The organism is Caballeronia sp. LjRoot31, from assembly GCF_964253885.1.
In the GTDB taxonomy this organism is placed as follows: Bacteria; Pseudomonadota; Gammaproteobacteria; order Burkholderiales; family Burkholderiaceae; genus Caballeronia.
This window is the reverse complement of sequence record NZ_CAXURX020000002.1, coordinates 1,301,604-1,318,746: the sequence shown is the minus strand read 5'-3', so window position 1 is coordinate 1,318,746 and position 17,143 is coordinate 1,301,604. Positions and strand designations below refer to the sequence as shown.

Sequence of the window (17,143 nt, the reverse complement as noted above, 5' to 3'; positions counted from 1 at the left end):
AGAAGCAATGCTTCCGGCCCAGTGAGGAAGGAAATGAAAGAAGACGGGTTTTCAGTGTCGGTGGTCGGTCGCCGACAGGAAGCGCAGGGGATTGTGGCGCTCGAACTGGCAAGCACGGACGGCGGATCGTTGCCGGCTTTCGAAGCAGGCGCGCATATTGACGTCAAGTTGCCGGACGGCATGGTGAGGCAATATTCGCTGCTCGCATGCCGGGAACGTTCGGGTGCCTACACGATCGGCGTATTACTCAGCCCGGCTTCACGGGGCGGATCGTCGTATATCCACAAGAAGATTCAGGTGGGCGATCACCTGACTATCGGCGTGCCGCGGAATCTTTTTATGCTGACGCGCGAAAATCGCCGCGTCATTTTGTTTGCCGGCGGCATTGGTATTACGCCGATTCTCGCGATGGCGGAAGCGCTCGCGCAGCGTAACGCGGAGTTCTACTTGCACTACAGCGCGCGCTCATTGGCTAACGCGGCGTTTCGGGACCGCATCGCCGCGTCGGGCCTGGTTGATCGCACGTACTTTTATTTTAACGACGCTGACAGTCGGCTTCGAGTGGCCGATGTGCTTTCCCGATACCCGACGGATTCCGATATTTATGTTTGCGGTCCCGAAGGCTTCATGACTTCGGTGATCGACGCCGCCGTCGCCGCCGGATGGAACCGGGACTGTATTCACAAAGAGAATTTCAGCCCGGCTTCGGCGACGTCCACCGAGCATGAAGGGCCGGACGGGTTCGATGTCCGGGTGGCGAGCAGCGGTGTCACGTTTCGGGTAACTCCGGGAAATAGCATTGCAAAGGTACTGCTCGATAACGGAATCGATATCCCGGTTTCCTGTGAGCAAGGTATATGCGGCTGCTGCATGACCGGCTTACTCGAAGGTGTTCCCGATCATCGCGACTACTGCATGTCGGACGAAGAACATGAGCGCAACGACATGCTGACCGTGTGCTGCTCTCGTTCAAAAACACCGCTTCTGGTCCTCGATTTGTGAGAATGAGTTCGCATTAGAGGCAGCCAGTCCGGGCATGACGGAAAGCGGTGGCCGGCATCGGCCTGGAGATGAGCGCCACGGGGAGGAGATGGTGAATGAGGGCACGGCGGAATCACGCCGATAACCGAAAAGCGACGTTTTTATATCGAAGTATTTTTTTATAACTAAATTAGGATTACTATGAAAAAGACGGTTTTGTTTTTCGCGTCCTGTCTTTGCGTGACGCCTGCCTTCGCTCAAAGCAGTGTTACCCTTTATGGCATCATCGACAGTGGCATCACCTACGTATCCAATGAAGGTGGCGCTCATAGTATCCGGGAAGACGACGGCATCTATTATGGTAATCGCTGGGGTCTGAAGGGAAGCGAGGATCTGGGTGGCGGCCTCGCGGCAATCTTTCAGTTGGAGAACGGTTTCTCTCTTGGTACCGGCAAGCTCGGGCAGTTCGGTGCGGAGTTCGGCCGGCAAGCGTACGTGGGTTTGCGGAGTCAAACCTATGGAACGCTGACGCTCGGTCACCAGTACGACGCAGGTTCAGACTTTTTCATGACGAACTGCCTCGGCCTTGGTGCGTGCGTGACCGGGTATGGCGGACACCTGGGTGACCTGGACGGTCAACTGTTCGGTCTCAGGCTCGACAACGCGATCAAGTATCAGAGTCCCGACATGAAAGGGATTGAAGTCGAGGCAATGTATGCGTTCGGCAACACCGCGGGTAATTTTCATCAGAATAGCGGCTATTCCGGCGGCATTTCGTACTCGGGCGGTTCGATTTATGCCGCAGGGTATTACACACGCATCAACAATCCCAATACGCTCAACGGAGTGGACCCGTATGGCCAGTTGGGCGTGACCTCTCTGCTTGGCCAGTCCGTTGCCACGGTTTCCGCGAACGGGACGGTGAGCGATTCGTTTTCTTCGACGTCGTTCAATCTCGACAGCAAGTCGATCTTTGGCGCGGGAGTGAGCTACACGCTCGGCAAAATCACGGGCAAGGTTGATGTCGTCGATACACAAATGAAGGGTTTTGGTGAAACAGCGACATTGCGTGTCTACGAAGGCGGCGGCACCTACGCGTTCAGCCCCGCGTTGCAGGGCATTCTCGACTATCAATACAGCAAGCTGGAATCGGCTCACTGGAACCAGTTTTCGGTTGGTGTGAATTACGCTCTGTCCAAGCGCACGACGGTGTACACGGGCACCGACATCCTGAGGGCACACGGCGCTGATGCTGTCATTGGCGACTCGTTCGAGCCGTCGTCGACGGGTCATCAGACAGACGTACGCGTCGGCTTGCTCCACATGTTCTGAGTTTCAACGGGGAGAAAGGGAGCTTGGGGATCAACGACCCGGGCTACTGAATAAGCGCTCTCTCAACCTGACATGGGGCAGCCTGTACTTTCGTCGCGTGTGGATTTTAACCATGTCGAGCGAGATGAATTCATGACGAACATGCGATGTATCTATCCGCAGCGGTCAGTTCAGGCATCTGTCCGATGTACATCTTGAGGCCCGCCAGCGTCGCTCAAGCGCACCAGGCCAAGTCCGCCCCTGGTTCCGGTTCGACCTACGCGGCGGGCGGAACGGCACTGCGGCTATCGTGGGGCGAAACACCGCCGCCTGCCCTTACGCTTATCGATGTAGCGCCGCTATTGGGTACTGACATCACTCAGGATTTCGATTCCGGCGGGCTTCGTATCGGGTGTGGCATCAAGCTCGAGGCTTTGCGACGTGATCCCTTGATTCGGAAGCAGGCACCGCTGCTAGCGGCAGCGTGCGATGAACTGGCCTCGCTGTCCGTCCGAAACCTCGCAACGCTCGGTGGAAACATCGGCTGGCGCTTCGGCGACACGTTGGCGCCCTTGCTGGCCATGCGAGCGGCGGTCGAATTGCACAATGGGGACAGGGTGTTGCTCAATATCTTGATGTCGAATCAGGAGTGTCCTTTGATCGTGGCCGTCCATTTGCCCGCCCATGCGCTGACTGGACCCGCGGACACTGCATCGAGCGTGTCGACGGGGTTCATCGGTTTCTACGAAAAGGTGGGGCGCCGCGCAGCCTTCACACCGTCCCGAATCGCGATTGCGCTTAGAGCAAATCTGCTGGAGGGCGGACGCCTTGGCGATGTTTGCATTGCCGCCACGGGCGCCGGGCTTGTTGCCCGTATGCTTGCCCAGACGTGCCGGATCATGGAGAGCCTATCTGCACATAGCGTGACGCCCGACGTGATACGCGACGCATGCAGGTGCGATCTACCCGAGAACCCTGCGCTGGCCCGGATTGCCAGTCGTGTCATATCCGGACATGTGAGGGCGATGACCACGAAAGGTGACAGACCGTCGATCGCCGCATGACGCCGCATATCATGCTCGATCACATGACCCTCAGTGCGCCGGACGATCCCCGGCCCGACGCACTGGCCAAGCTCGGCGGGAATCCCGGATATCCGGGCGATCGCATCAGGCCGGACCAGTTGCACGCAGCCATCCTCGGGTCCCCACACGCTCACGCGAAGATTCTTGCCATCGACACGCGTGCTGCGATGGCTTTGCCCGGCGTTCACGCGGTCGTCACTCACGCCGATATTCCCGGCTCGAAGCATCACGGCTTGCGAATCGTGGACCGGCCATTCCTGTGCATCGACAAATGCCGTTTCATAGGCGACCCGATTGCAGCGGTGGCGGCAGACACACGGGAGTTGGCGCAACAGGCGCTTGCGCTGATCGATGTCAGCTACGCGCTTCTTCCTTCGGTGTTCGATACCGAACTTGCCACGCAGCACGATGCGCCACAACTGCATGAGCGTCCGAACCTGCTGTACGAACGCCACCACCGTCACGGCAATACCGCCGCAGCGGCGCTCGAGTGCGACCACATCGTCGATCGCGACTATCGCACTCCCCGGCAGATGCATGCGTATCTTGAAACGGAAAGCGGTGTCGCCGAACCCGATGGCAATGGCGGGATCCTCATCTACTTTGGCTGCCACAATCCGGAGCGCGACCGGAAGATGATCGCGGGCATGCTGGCCTTGCATAGCGAGCGCGTCCGCGTGGTCGGTTCGCCCGTCGGCGGTTCGCACGGCGGTAAGGACGAGCTGTCTGTTCAGCCGATCCTCGCGCTGCTCGCATGGAAGACCGGGCGCCCGGTTCGCCTGCATCTACAGCGTCCTCAATCGGTCGATCTGAGCGTGAAGCGCCATTCGATGACCATCCGCATGCGAACAGGTTGCGATGCGCATGGCCGGCTTCGATTTCACGAGGCGTGGATCACTGCCGACACCGGCGCCTACGCGTCTTATGGCCCGGAAGTGCTGGATGGTGCGCGCGAACACTCGTCCGGTCCCTACAAGTACGACGCTGTCGCGCTCGAGTCTCGTCTCGTCTACACGAACAACGGTATCGCCGGCGCGTTCAGGGGATTCGGTGCGGTCCAGGTGCAATTCGCCCTCGAGCAGCAGATCGAGCAACTGGCAGCGCTTGCCCAGATCGATCCACTTGAATTTCGCCGTATGAATCTGAAGCAGCCGGACGATCCCGGGCCGCTCGATCAGGTCGTCGTGCCGTTCGATGGCGCCTCTCGCGCGCTCGACGTCATTTCGCGGCACGCGCTGTGGCAGGGCCCGCGACGATGGCGCGACGATCGATATCTGCACGGCGTGGGCATGGCGCCGATTCAGCGCAGCGACGGCTATGGAAAGGGCGGCCCGAATGGCGCGAAGCTGGCACTTGCGCTGGCCGCCGATGGATGCATCGAACTGCGCGCCAGCTTCTGCGAGCTGGGCCAGAATCTGATCGGCAGCATTTGCCGGCTGACGGCACTCGAACTCGGGTGCGATGCAGGCGACGTGCGCGCCGTGATCGGTGATTCGGCGCTGCCCGACAGCGGCGCAGTAGCCGCTTCGCGGGCTACCACGCTGGTGTGGCGGGCTATCGCTGCGGAAGGAGCGCACTGGAGCGCACAGCTATGCAAGGAGGCCGCCTCGCTGAACGAGGTGCCTGTCGCAGCGCTTCGGCTCGGTCCCGGCGGCATCTGGTGTGACGATGAGCGTTACATGAGCTTCGTGGAATTGGCCGCGCGCCTGGGAGAGCGCCGGCCCGTCCTGCCGATCGACCTTGCCGGCGAAGAAACGCCCACCGAGATTGCGGGAGCGCACTATGTCTTCGGTGCGTGCGCGGCGCTCGCTCATGTGATCATCGACACCTGGACAGGCGCCATTTCAGTCGATCGGCTTGTCGTTGCGGCGGCGCTCGGGCCGGTGGTTTCGAGGCAGGGTTTTCTCGGGCAGATGGAAGGCGGCGCTCTGATCGGTCAGGGACTGGTGACCATTGAAGCGCTGCCTATGGCGAAAGGCCGCTACCTCGCGCGCAACTTCGACAGCTATTTCATACCGACATTCGCGGACGCGCCGCAAACCGAAGTCATCGCAATCGAGAACCTGATGCCGGGCGACAGGCATGGACCCCGTGGCGCCGGGGAAATCGGTGCGAATTTCGGGCCCCCACAGTCGCCAACGCGATAGCCAGCGCACTCGGTACGCCGGTGTTCAAGCTGCCGTTTACGCCGGACGATGTTCTGGATTTTTTGGAGCAGGAAGTATGAGCGAGTCGGGTGACATGAGTGCCGCGGTCGGGACAGGCCCGGTTAGTCCGGAGCGTTTTGAACCGATCAGCTTCCGCGTGAATGAGAAGCCGGTCGTGGTTCGTTGCCCACCCGAGCGGACGCTTCTTTCGATCCTGCGCGAGGACTTCGTGCTGCCGGCGGCGAAGCCGGGCTGTGAGGTAGGGCGGTGCGGAGCCTGCATGGTCTGGCTTAACGACCATCCAGTCAACGCTTGCCTCGTCATGGCATGGCAGCTCGACGGCCAGGCCATTACAACGCTTGAGGGTCTGGAATTCGATTCCCGATGCATTCCGGTTCGCACTGCACTGGCGCGCAGTGGAGCAGTCCAGTGCGGCTATTGCTCGGCCGGGATGATGATGACACTGACCTGGCTCTATTGGAAAGCACCGTTGATCAGTGCTGCGGATGCGACCAACCAGATGTGTGGAAACCTCTGCCGTTGCACGGGATACGGCGCGCTCCAGCGCGCTGCGGCTGTACTCTTCGGCCCTTGCGTCGAAGCGCAGCAGCATGATGAAGGCGTCAAGGGTGAGACCGCCGGCAGCCGATGTGACGACTGCTCAGAGGGAAAATAGCGCTTGTTACTGTGCAATCTCAGAGGAGCCCAATCTGTTGAATGGCTCTAGCCAGAAGGTGTGCGGCTGGTTGCACTTCTTATGGCTGTCGATTTTTTGCGTTTTTTCCAGTTTATCCGCATGAAATTGCCGCCCGGATGCAAATCAGTGATGCGCAGCAGATCACCCGATTCGCAACTGACACGGCTATTTTTAGGACCCACCAAAAGGCTCACCCCGGGGCATTCCGTCAACACCACAACGTCACCGGAAATTCGAATCCTTCCGGTGACAAGACGTCATTCTTTTGCCAGATAACACGATCAAGAGTGACTGAAAGATTCCAGGTCTCCGGGCTGATCGGCGCCTTCCTGGCTAACGCAGTAGGGGCAAGTACTGCTGCAGCCACCCCCTGCCGGATCTTGCACGGACCGGTACACAATCGCATCGATCCGAGCTTCGCGAGCGATGGCCGCTAACGCCTGGCAATAGGTGTGATCGGTTTTGTCAAGAAAGTGCGAGCCGTCCGACGAAAACGCTGAGTCCCGTACATCGACCGCACTGCCTTGTACTTCTACCATGAAGAGTGTTTGCGGCAAGGTGTCGATTGAACCTAGCGCGGGCGATTCGGTGAGGAACTTCCAGCGCCAATACCCCAATTCCGCGCAGGCCGTACTGCGTTCATGCGCCGCATAGAAAACACCTGGATCGTAGGGTCGGTGAAATCGAGAGCCGTGTTTAGAGGTCGGATAGCGAAACGGCGTGAAAAGCAACCAATGCAGTCCTAGTGCGGACGCGGGAACGGGAGGCTTTGACGCGTCAAGAAGCGCTTCGAGTTGCGCTTGCTCAGCAAGGCTGTCGACGAGCGACATCGTCGCCACTCGGTGCTGCGCTTCAGATGCGACCGCGGTAGAGGTCCAGGTATTCGACGACATTTACAAGTCCTTGCGCGGAACGAATCAAATCAACGGGACGCGCATTTAATGCGAGATTTTCGCCCGTCAGCCAGGCTTGCGCCTTTTTGCCTGATCCCACGATTGCGTCGAAGAGCGAAATAGTCGCATAAAGAGAAGCGCCATTTCCCATTCCTTACGCCGCGACTCCTCAAGCTGATAGCCGCCCGAGACTAAACGCGACGCCGACGTGCGCTGATCCCCAGCACGTCAGCGAGAATGGTCTGGCTCACCTTGAGCGCGCACGACAGCCTTGGACAGCGTCGCGCTGGAAAGCCAGCACTTCTTCTCGGCAATGCTCACAACCTCGTTGAAGAACTCGATGATTGCGTGGGCACCCACACGGCATCGTCCATCGACAGCCCGATAAACCAACGAAACAGCAGGTTATATTGAACCTGCTCCATCAACTGGCGCTCCGAGCGAACGCTATAGAGCACTTGCAACAGCATCGCGCGCAGCAGCTTCTCCGGGGCAATGCTGGGCCGCCCACCTTTGATATCAGCCTCGTACATGCCGGCAAACAAGCGATCCATCTTGGCCAGCGCGGCGTTGGCCATCTTGCGAATCGAGCGCAGCGGATGATCTGCTGGAACAAAGTCCTCCAGCTTACGCAAGGTGAACAAGTTCTCGGCAAACGTATCGGCGCCGCGCATCGCTTCTCACAGTTGTGGGGTCTTTACTAACAACGTTTGAACTGACCTTTTGGGTGACTTCGGAGTGAGGTATTTCCGCAGTCTGTTAGGTGCTTATCCGTGAAACCGACTGTGTCGCCGATGAAGAACTCATCACGCTGCGTTCTCGGTGGTGATGCCGGTTCGACACGATCCGGGCCACTCGCGGTGTCCGGAATGATTGCCGCGTAAAGCACGCTCCAACGGCTTCGAGTTACGCTGTCTTGAATTACTGCCTGTGTCTGGCGGAGTTCAACGATGGTGCCTTGTGCCGGCGGCCCAAGCGGGTTGTCGCCAATGTAGTTGACGGACATCCCCAGATGCAGGCGTTGACGTATTTCGAGAATACGTCGCGGGTCATCAAGCATTTTGCCGATTGTAAGATAGAGACGATATAGCTCGGTGCTAGGCGCCTGCCGAAGCGAATCTAGAATGTCCATGGCGTAGAGGTGTTTTAACGGGCCAGCGGCAGGAGTTCGTGCACGCGATTGACGGGATACGACAGGATAGTCATCTTGCTACCAATTGAGCGTCAGTCCGGCCTCGGTTGCACGATGCCGATCATCATCGTCCGCATGTAAATATTGGCTGGTGGTCGAGATCGATTCGTGCCCCAGGTTGTCCCGGACGTATCGCAGATCGACTTGTCCGTTCATCATGCGAGAGCCTGTCGTATGCCGCAGCCAATGGGCAGAAGCCTGGCGCAGCCGTTCTGCGGCGCGCTCGTGCGCTTCGCCGGTCGACTGCAAGTGCCCGATCGCATTGTCGAACACCTGTTTGATGATCAGGTGTACGGCGCCGCGTGTCATCGTCCGGTATGTGCCGCCGATCGGCAACAGCAGCGGTGTCGTTTCGCCGCCATAGGGGAGGGCAGCCAGACCGTAGTGTCGGCGATAGCGTGTCAGCTCAGCCATCAGTTCGGTCGTCGCCGGCAGTAAACGTTCTTTGTCGCCTTTGCCGGTAATGGCCAGCCACCAGCGGTCCTGGCCGTCGCGATCGCGTCGCCTAAAAAAGCCGCCCATCGGATTGCTCAAGACTTCCGAAATGCGCAGACCCATCAAATACAAGAACAAGAGCGAGATCAGCCAGCGCACCCGCGCGTAGTGTTCCTGCTCGCGTGCGGTGTTACGGGGCATCGCGTCGATCGAGGTTTTGACGGCCTGCCAGAGATCGTCCTCGAGGAAGCGCGTCACGCGGGGCTTGGCCTTGCGTGCCCGTTGACGAGACAGAGACAGCGGATTGCCGGCCAGGTAGCCCGCGTTGACGAGCCACGCGAAGAGCGTATTCAGAATCACGAACGCCTGACGCTCGCTAGCTGGCGAGAGCGGGCCCGCGAACGGCCGCCAGTGGGCGTCTGCACGGGCCACTTTACGACCGGTCATGACCCCAGCGATGTGCGGGGTGCGGGTCGGCCAGAAAGCGCCTATTGAGGAGCAGTAAGCCTTCGAACCGGCGACTCGCAACGCCTCAGGGAACTCGATTCGTAGCGATGTTGCGTATGACAGGCCGATATTTTCGCCTGCTTCTCTTTGTTTAAGCGGAGATCCGGCTTTACGTTTTTTTTCTCAACGCTCCACCGCCTTGAACAACCGATTCTTATCGAGCGTGGCCGGATCAAGCGTCTTCTCGTCGCCTTCCGCAGGAAGCGTCGGGCCGGCGTCCTCCAATGCGCGGCCGGTATAGCGGCCTCTTGGCCGTATGACCTTGCCCACCCGGAGCTGCTCGATGCAATGCGCGAGCAGACCCACGCTTCGGGCCGTTGCGAACAAGGCGAACGAGGCGTCGCGTGGCAACTCCAGCTGCGCCGCCAAAGCAGCAAGTGCAACGTCGATATTAGGCTTGAGCCCAGTCAGCTCAACCGCCTTGTCCATGAACGACATAAGCTCCTGAGGGGGATTCAGCACCTCGAGCAACGCGGCTGCCCGTGGATCGCCATCCGGATACAGATGATGTCCAAACCCCGGGATCGGAATGGCCGACTGCAAGTGATGGGCAACGACGTACTCCGCACCGAGTCTCAAGACGTCGTCGAACACGGCCCGCAAGTGGCCCGACGCGTCTCCATGCAGCGGGCCGGAGAGTGTCGCGAGGCCCGTCAGCAGGCATCCCGGCAACGACGCGCCGGTGGAGGCGGTAATCCTGGCGGCGAACGCCGAACTCGTGATCTCGTGGTCGGCCACGAGGACCATGGCGCGCCGGACGAGTTCGGCGCCATCGCCATCCAGACCCCAACCAAGCGCGAACCGTTCATGGGTCGTTTGTGCATTCGCGTCACTTCGCGCGCCGAATGCTTGCGCGATGAGTGCCACGAGACGCCCGGCTTCGACATGGAGTGCGCTGTCGGTGCGTCCAAGAGTCGAATGCCCGCAGGCCGCAAGCGCCGCCAGCGATGTGAACGCGCATTGCCTGCCTCGCTCGTCACCCAGTACCGGCACGTCGCCGACCTCGAAGGAAACAGGTGCGCTCGCATTCCAGAGAAGGGTTGCCACGTCCTCGAGCGTCGCTGTGTCCGAAAGCCGGATGCTGTCGAGTCCCCGGTAGTACGCCCGGCCTTTTGAGAAGGTGGTGATGCTGCTGTAGATGCAGGGCTCCGCACCGAATATCGTTCCGGCGGCAAGGGCTTCGCGCTTGCGTCCCACCTGTTTTTTGCGACACAGACCGACCACGTCCTCCGCACGATAAAGGCTCTTGCGGGGGTCGTGCGGATCCGGCATGACCGCGATGGTGCCTCGACTGACATACGCATAGACAGTCTGCGCCTGCACTCCGAGTTGCCGAGCCGCTTCAGTCAGAGTGATCCAGTTTCGCATAGGGTGGCCAAGCAAGGTGATGCGGCGGAACAGGGCAGTGAGCCAGTACGATGCGGATCGCGTCCAGCAAGGGAGCGCGACCGATCCAGTGCCAATACTGACGTTTTTTCAGGTAAAAGTCATCTCGGCGGGCCGTCGCTCCAGGATCTCGACCAGAATGTCTCCCGGCGATCGCACGAAGCAGGCTCTGACGCCCGGGCGAACCTGTTTGACCGGCTCGACGATTTCCGCCTCGCAGCGCAGCAGGTGCTCGAAAGCGGCATCGAGATCGTCCACGACCACGCCGAAATGATCGATGCCCTGCTTTTGCCCGCCATGAGGGTGGACAGTTTGGGGGTTCGCCATCGACGTGATGAAAAGGTTAATGCTGCCAATGCGCAAATCCACTCGCCCTGGACGACGCACGATCTCGGCGTTCAGACAGCGCGCAAACCAGGCAGCCGTGGCTTCGGGGTCCGCCGAGCACAGTTGCAGATGATCCCACCTGAATTCAATCATTCGTTTTCACCTGATAGTCGAGAGCGTTACAGTTCGATGCGGGAAAGCTTCCCCAGCAGCACGGAATAAGAGAGCGTCCCGATCAGGCATATCGCGCCCATCAGATTGAGTGCCCAGTAGAAGTGCCCGGTGTGGTGGGTGATGTAGCCGATCATAAGCGGCGTAGTGATGGCGGCGATGTTGGCTGCCAGGCTGGTGATGCTGCTGGTCAGTCCGACATACTGACGAGGCGCGATTTCAGAGACGGCAGCCCACGACATCGACCCGACACCCTGCGCGAAGAACGCGATCGTCAGGATAGCGATCACTCCCTCATTCGAATCGACGAAATTGACGAGCACGATAGACGCACCGAGCAACGTGCCGATGATGAGCGGCGTTTTGCGCGCAGTGGAAATTGACACACCGCGCCGGATGAAGAAGTCCGAGAGGTAGCCTGCCGAGAGAATGCCGAGCGTCGCGCCAATAAACGGAAGTGCCTGGAAAATTCCGACCTTGATGATCGACATGTGACGCGCTTCGATCAGATAGGTCATGAACCACGTGGTGAAGAAGACCAGCAGGGTGTTGTTGCAGAACTTGCCCAGGCAGATGGCGAGAATTTGCCGGTAGCCAAGCAACCTGAGGGCGACGCGCCAGTTGAACTTCTCGCGAGGCTTTCGCGCAGCCGTAGCGCCTTCATTGATGTATTGCAACTCGGCAGCATTGACGCCTCCGTGTCGATGCGGATCCCGATAAACCCGGTACCAGATAAGACTGAACAGAATGCCGAAGCCGCCCGTCACGTAAAAGACCGAGCGCCAGCCATAGGTGGCCGAGATCCACAGCAACAGGCCGGTAAACAAGGGCGTTCCAATATATTGCCCCATGACATAGACACTGGTCGCAAAGCCGCGCTCGCCAGCGGGAAACCACAGCGTCACGGCGCGTGCGTTCGAGGGGAAGGCGGGCGCTTCCAGTGCGCCTATAGCGAGCCGCGATCCCAGCAGCATGTGATAGCCGGTCGCGAGCCCCTGGGTCAGCGTGGCGAATGACCATCCGAGCAGAGACAAGCCGTAGGCGAGGCGCGAGCCGAGAATGTCGGTCAGCACGCCCCCGGGCACCAGCGCAATGGAGTAAGCCAGGCCGAATGCCGCAAATAGCTCACCCATCTGCATCTTGTCGAGCGACAAGCTCTTCGAGAGACCGGGCGCAACGATGCCGAGTGCCGAGCGGTCCACGTAATTCAGAATGGTTGCCATGAGCAACATCGAGAGCACGACGTATCGCACTCTGGAGCGCTTCGTGGAATCCGCGTAAGCCGGGTGTCGTGCCGGCAGGGTGTGTTCCTCTACGACTTTCATCGGTGTCTCCTGAACATTAGCCAGTTATTTTTTTATTTGGCGAAAGGGTGATTTATCAGCGGCAGACTTATCCGCGGCCGACAAACGGCATGGTGGTCGCCATGATGGTCATGTTGAGAACATTGACATCGAGCGGAAGACTGGCCATGTGCACAACCGCATTCGCCACGTGCGTCACATCCATTCTTGCTTCGGGCGCCATGCTTCCATTTGCCTGCATGACGCCGCTGTTCATGCGTTCCGTGAGCGATGTCGCCGCGTTGCCAATATCGATCTGGCTACAGGCGATGTTGAATGCGCGTCCGTCCAGCGCAATCGATTTGGTAATGCCGGTGACGGCATGTTTCGTTGCGGAGTACGCGATCGTATGGGGCCTCGGCGAGTGGGCCGAGATCGATCCGTTGTTGATGATCCGGCCGCCTTGAGGCGACTGCGCTTTCATCAAGCGATAAGCCGCTTGAGCGCACAGGAAGACCCCGGTCAGATTGGTGGCTACAACGTCGTTCCAGAAATCGACCTCGTAATCTTCCAGGGGAACGGCTCCCGCGTTGCGGCCCGCATTGTTGAAGAGCACGTCGAGCCGGCCGAATGCCTGGGAAATCTGTGAAAACGCATGCTCGACTGATGCGGCGTCGGCAACGTCGGCCTGGACTACAAGTGCTTCTCCGCCGGCCGTGGTTATTGCCTCCTTTGTTTCCGACAGCGGGCCGCTTCTGCGCCCGATCAGCGTGACGGCGAAGCCCGCGTTGGCGAGCGCCACGGCGGCGGCGCGGCCGATGCCGGAACCGGCGCCCGTCACGGCTGCGAATTTGTTCGATGCAGGCATGTCACTTCCTCTCGACAAGTCAGTTAGGTATGGCAAACAGAGTTGCATTCGTGCATGCATTGAGCAATCTTGATTCAATGAATCAACATCCGAAGCCTTGCTGACACATGCCGTCATAGGGTTTTCCTGATGCGCTGATTGCCACTTACAGGATTGAGGGTGTCCGCAGATTGCGGCGTAGCGGAGGTCCCGTGACGAACCAGGGCAAATAAGGGACGATTCATTTCCGATAAGTTGATTCATTCAATCAACATTGACGGCGCTGTCTGCGGGTCCGTAGTCTCTCGACATCTCTCCATCCAAGGAAAACCATGTCGGAAAATAAACGCACCAGGCTGTTGATTGCGCGAAAGGTTCCCACCGTTGTGGCGAATCGCGCAGAGGCCGAATTCCATGCCTTCGTCACCGAGTCGGACATGGACTCGTGGTCTGTCGTCGACTTCTGCAAGAAGCACGACGTGCCGGCCGTCCTGATCGGGAAGAAGTCCGGTTTGCAGGCGGAGCACATTGCGGCGCTGCCCTCGACGGTCAGGATCGTTGCGAACGCGAGCGCGGGCTTCGATCATATGGACGTGGCTGCAGCGCGGGCGAGGGGAATCGTCGTCACCAACGCACCCGATGCGTTGACCGAATGCACGGCCGATTTCTCCATGCTGCTTGTGCTGGCCGCCTGCCGCCGTGCGTCGGAGTACGAACGAATCATGCGCAAAGGCTGGGGCAAATCGTTCGGCATGACCGAGATGCTGGGTACCCGCGTGAATGGCAAGACGCTCGGCATTGTCGGATTCGGGCGTATCGGCCGGTCCGTCGCGAAGCGTGCGCAAGCCTTCGGCATGCGCGTGATTTACACGGACATCGGCCGTGCGGCTCCGTCGCTGGAGAATGGCGCAACGTTTTACGCCAGCCTCGACGACATGCTGCCGCATTGTCAGGTGCTCACGCTGCACGTGCCGGCGGGAAGCGTCCCGTTGATGACGAAAAACGAGTTTGAACGCTTGCCCGCAGGCGCAGTTTTTATTAACGCGGCGCGTGGTGGCCTGGTGGACGAAGATGCGCTCTACGAAGCCCTGACTTCAGGACATTTGTTCAGCGCGGGTCTGGACGTGTACCGGAACGAGCCGCATGTTGACAAGCGCTTCGCAGAACTCGACAACGTGTTTCTGTCGCCCCATATGGCAAGCGCCACGATGGAGACCCGCGACCAGATGGGGCTTACGGCGCTAGACAATATCGCCGCTGTGCTGGACGGGCGGCCGGCCTTGAATCAGGTCTGAGGCCGGACTTCCCCGACTTAAAGCTCGCAATGCGCGCGCGGCTGAAGATGTTTCAACTGCGCGCCAATCGCAAGTTGCTTGATTCGATGCTCTTCTCGTCTTTCCTACCTGAATCGGACTTTGTGTTCACTCAGGTTTGAGAACGCTCAGTGATTTCATGCGATGGCCGGATCGCGCAAGACCACGCGCTGGATGCGTTTGACAATGACGAGATAGCTAAAAATCGTCAGCACGGCGTTGATGCCGACAAAGACCAGGGCGCCGTTAAAAGAGCCGCCGCTCGTGGCCACCAGGTAACCGATCACGATTGGCGTGACGATGCCTGCCACATTGCCGAACATGTTGAAGATGGATCCGGACAGGCCAATGGCCTCCTTAGGTGACGTATCGGCAACGACGGCCCAGCCCAATGCGCCAATACCCTTTCCAAAAAATGCCAGCGACATCAACGCAACGACGACCCAGTCGGTCGTTACGTAGTTGCAGCCAATGATTGAAACGGATAAGAGCATCCCGCCGACGATCGGGAGTTTCCGTGCGAGGGTGAGCGAGTGACCCCGGCGTATCAATGCATCGGAAAAGACACCGCCGAGAACGCCGCCGGTAAATCCGCAAATGGCAGGCAGGGAAGCAGTCAGTCCGGCCTGCAGGATCGTCATATGGCGCGCCTGCACGAGGTAGATGGGAAACCACGTGAGGAAGAAGTAGGTCAGCACATTAATGCAATACTGGGCGAGATAAACGCCCAGCAACATGCGATTAGTGAGCAACTGGCGAACGTAAAACCAGCTACCGACCTGGCGCGCCACGCCGGCATTTCCCTTCGATGCAGGGGAAACAAGACCACCGCCTTTCTCTATGTGCTCAAGCTCCGCCTTGTTGACACCCGGATGATCACCCGGGTTCTTCATGACTTTAAGCCATGTCAGTGCCAGCAGGATTCCACCTGCACCCATCACCATGTAGACATGTTGCCAACCGTATGTGTGAGTAATCCACGCCATGAGCGGCGTAAAAATGACAGCCGCAAAATATTGAGCAGAATTAAAGATCGCGGATGCAGTTCCACGTTCAGCGGTTGGAAACCAGCTTGCGACCACCTTCGCATTGGCGGGGAAAGCGGGTGCCTCTGCCATGCCCATCGCAAAACGTAAAACGAACAGCGCGATCACCGCGCTGGCAGCCGTGCCGGCAAGCCCGATCGAGCTTTGCAGAAAGGTGAAGACTGACCAAAGGAAGATGCTTGCTGCATAGACGCGGCGGGCTCCGAATCGATCAAGAAGCCAGCCTGCAGGCAACTGCGAGAGCACATACGCCCAGCTGAAGGCCGAGAAGATATAGCCCATCTTGATGGCGTCAAAGCCAAACTCGGTTCGCATGGCCGAGCCGGTAATGGATAGCGTTGCCCGGTCCGCGTAATTGAACGTCGTGATGACGAAAATCATCAGCAAGATGACGTATCTGACTTTAGTGCGCTTGACCACGCCTGCGGAGCTGGCAGTTCGGCTGAGTTCCATTTGGGCTTTTCGCGTTGATATGTGTCGGGTTGTGTGGCGTCACCACGAAAAAATGCCCGCCAGCACAACGTCGGCGAGCACCGGGGCAGCCACTCAATCTGAATAGTGCTGGTTGAGCTCGGCTGATGGTCACTGAGCGCCGAGCGACTTGATAAGCCCATCGAGTTGCGCCATTTCGTCTTCAGTCAGGTCCGTCAGCGGTGCGCGAACCGGGCCGCCGCTGTGCCCGACCAGCGTGGCGCCTGCCTTCACAATGCTGACGGCGTAGCCCGCTTTCCGGTTCCGGATGGCCAGATAGGGCAGGAAAAACTGATCGATGAGCCTGTCAGTCGTTACGTGGTCTTCCGCTGCAATGGCGCGATAAAAGTCCATCGCGGTTTTCGGAATGAAGTTGAACACGGCGGACGAATAGACGGGCACCCCCAGCGCCTTATAGGCCGCCGCATAGACTTCCGCTGTCGGCAGGCCGCCCAGATAGGAAAACCGGTCGCCAAGACGGCGACGGATGGTCACCATGTTCTCGATCTCGCCCACGCCATCTTTAAAGCCGATCAGATTGGGGCAGGAATCCGCCAGGCGCTCGAGTGCGTCCGCGTTCAGTTTGGAGTTAGCACGGTTATAGACGATCACGCCTATATTGGGCACTGCCTTGCACACTTCCTCGACGTGCCTGGCAATTCCATCGATGCTGGCTTCGGTCAGGTAGTGCGGCATGAGCAGGATCCCGTTTGCACCCAGGCGTTCGGCTTCCTTCGCATACTGGATTGCGACGCGCGTAGCTCCGCCGGCGCCAGCCAGGATAGGTACTTTGCCTTTGCAGGTTTCTGCCGCAGTCTTGACGACGCTGGAGTATTCCGCTTGGGTCAGCGAGAAAAACTCGCCCGTTCCGCCGGCTACGAAAAGGGCGGTTGCGCCGTAAGGCGCGAGCCACTCGAGTCGCTCCGCGAACGTATCGGCTCGGAAGTCGCCGTTCTTGTCAAAGTCGGTGAGAGGAAAGGAGAGCAGGCCTTCGGAAACAATCGCCTTCAGTTCTTGCGGAGTTGTCATGATGGACACCAGATGTTTGATT

14 protein-coding genes and 2 pseudogenes are annotated in these 17,143 nt (G+C 59.1%); 6 read left to right on the top strand and 10 right to left on the bottom strand.

Annotation, left to right across the window (positions count from 1 at the left end; translation table 11 throughout):
• Positions 1-33: 33 nt before the first annotated feature.
• The 5 genes from ACSQ8V_RS24285 (at position 34) to ACSQ8V_RS24265 (ending at position 6,200) form a co-directional block, all read left to right on the top strand.
• A complete protein-coding gene (locus tag ACSQ8V_RS24285) occupies positions 34-1,002 on the top strand; it encodes a PDR/VanB family oxidoreductase (protein ID WP_436207402.1) in 969 nt (322 codons plus the stop codon).
• Positions 1,003-1,182: 180 nt separating this feature from the next.
• A complete protein-coding gene (locus tag ACSQ8V_RS24280; RefSeq protein WP_436184253.1) occupies positions 1,183-2,313 on the top strand; it encodes a porin in 1,131 nt (376 codons plus the stop codon).
• Between the two features lie 146 nt (positions 2,314-2,459).
• Positions 2,460-3,356 carry an FAD binding domain-containing protein gene (locus tag ACSQ8V_RS24275; protein ID WP_436207401.1) on the top strand — a complete coding sequence of 299 codons (897 nt, stop codon included), beginning with the start codon at positions 2,460-2,462 and terminating at the stop codon, positions 3,354-3,356.
• A complete protein-coding gene (locus ACSQ8V_RS24270; protein WP_436207400.1) occupies positions 3,353-5,524 on the top strand; it encodes a xanthine dehydrogenase family protein molybdopterin-binding subunit in 2,172 nt (723 codons plus the stop codon). The genes ACSQ8V_RS24275 and ACSQ8V_RS24270 overlap by 4 nt, the downstream gene beginning before the upstream one ends.
• A gap of 94 nt (positions 5,525-5,618) precedes the next feature.
• Complete coding sequence (locus tag ACSQ8V_RS24265) at positions 5,619-6,200, top strand: (2Fe-2S)-binding protein (RefSeq protein WP_436207399.1); 582 nt, start codon at positions 5,619-5,621, stop codon at positions 6,198-6,200.
• A 302-nt stretch (positions 6,201-6,502) separates the two neighbouring features.
• Here ACSQ8V_RS24265 and ACSQ8V_RS24260 read toward each other — a convergent pair whose 3' ends face one another.
• From ACSQ8V_RS24260 to ACSQ8V_RS24225, 8 genes and pseudogenes are all read right to left on the bottom strand, one after another.
• On the bottom strand, positions 6,503-7,051 hold the full coding sequence (locus tag ACSQ8V_RS24260) for an RES family NAD+ phosphorylase (RefSeq protein ID WP_436207398.1): 549 nt from the start codon (positions 7,049-7,051) through the stop codon (positions 6,503-6,505).
• A gap of 22 nt (positions 7,052-7,073) precedes the next feature.
• Complete coding sequence (locus ACSQ8V_RS24255) at positions 7,074-7,265, bottom strand: MbcA/ParS/Xre antitoxin family protein (RefSeq protein ID WP_436207397.1); 192 nt, start codon at positions 7,263-7,265, stop codon at positions 7,074-7,076.
• Positions 7,266-7,387: 122 nt separating this feature from the next.
• Positions 7,388-7,788, bottom strand: a pseudogene (locus tag ACSQ8V_RS24250) (transposase); the annotation flags it as partial.
• 536 nt (positions 7,789-8,324) lie between these two features.
• A pseudogene (locus ACSQ8V_RS24245) lies at positions 8,325-9,243 on the bottom strand (tyrosine-type recombinase/integrase); the annotation flags it as partial.
• Between the two features lie 128 nt (positions 9,244-9,371).
• A complete protein-coding gene (locus tag ACSQ8V_RS24240; RefSeq protein ID WP_436207396.1) occupies positions 9,372-10,616 on the bottom strand; it encodes a citrate/2-methylcitrate synthase in 1,245 nt (414 codons plus the stop codon).
• Between the two features lie 108 nt (positions 10,617-10,724).
• Positions 10,725-11,114, bottom strand: a complete 390-nt coding sequence (locus tag ACSQ8V_RS24235) for a VOC family protein (RefSeq protein WP_436184246.1) — start codon at positions 11,112-11,114, stop codon at positions 10,725-10,727.
• A gap of 26 nt (positions 11,115-11,140) precedes the next feature.
• Positions 11,141-12,457, bottom strand: coding sequence for an MFS transporter (locus tag ACSQ8V_RS24230; RefSeq protein ID WP_436207395.1), 1,317 nt, complete (start codon positions 12,455-12,457; stop codon positions 11,141-11,143).
• Between the two features lie 67 nt (positions 12,458-12,524).
• A complete protein-coding gene (locus tag ACSQ8V_RS24225) occupies positions 12,525-13,283 on the bottom strand; it encodes an SDR family oxidoreductase (RefSeq protein ID WP_213763549.1) in 759 nt (252 codons plus the stop codon).
• A gap of 311 nt (positions 13,284-13,594) precedes the next feature.
• On the opposite strand from ACSQ8V_RS24225, the gene ACSQ8V_RS24220 reads away from it, so the two are divergent.
• A complete protein-coding gene (locus ACSQ8V_RS24220; protein ID WP_213763548.1) occupies positions 13,595-14,557 on the top strand; it encodes a 2-hydroxyacid dehydrogenase in 963 nt (320 codons plus the stop codon).
• Between the two features lie 155 nt (positions 14,558-14,712).
• On the opposite strand, the gene ACSQ8V_RS24215 is transcribed toward ACSQ8V_RS24220, so the two are convergent.
• Together ACSQ8V_RS24215 and kdgD are read right to left on the bottom strand one after the other, a co-directional pair.
• Positions 14,713-16,074, bottom strand: a complete 1,362-nt coding sequence (locus ACSQ8V_RS24215; RefSeq protein WP_213763547.1) for an MFS transporter — start codon at positions 16,072-16,074, stop codon at positions 14,713-14,715.
• Positions 16,075-16,203: 129 nt separating this feature from the next.
• Positions 16,204-17,121, bottom strand: a complete 918-nt coding sequence (kdgD, locus tag ACSQ8V_RS24210; protein WP_213763546.1) for a 5-dehydro-4-deoxyglucarate dehydratase — start codon at positions 17,119-17,121, stop codon at positions 16,204-16,206.
• Positions 17,122-17,143: the final 22 nt, after the last annotated feature.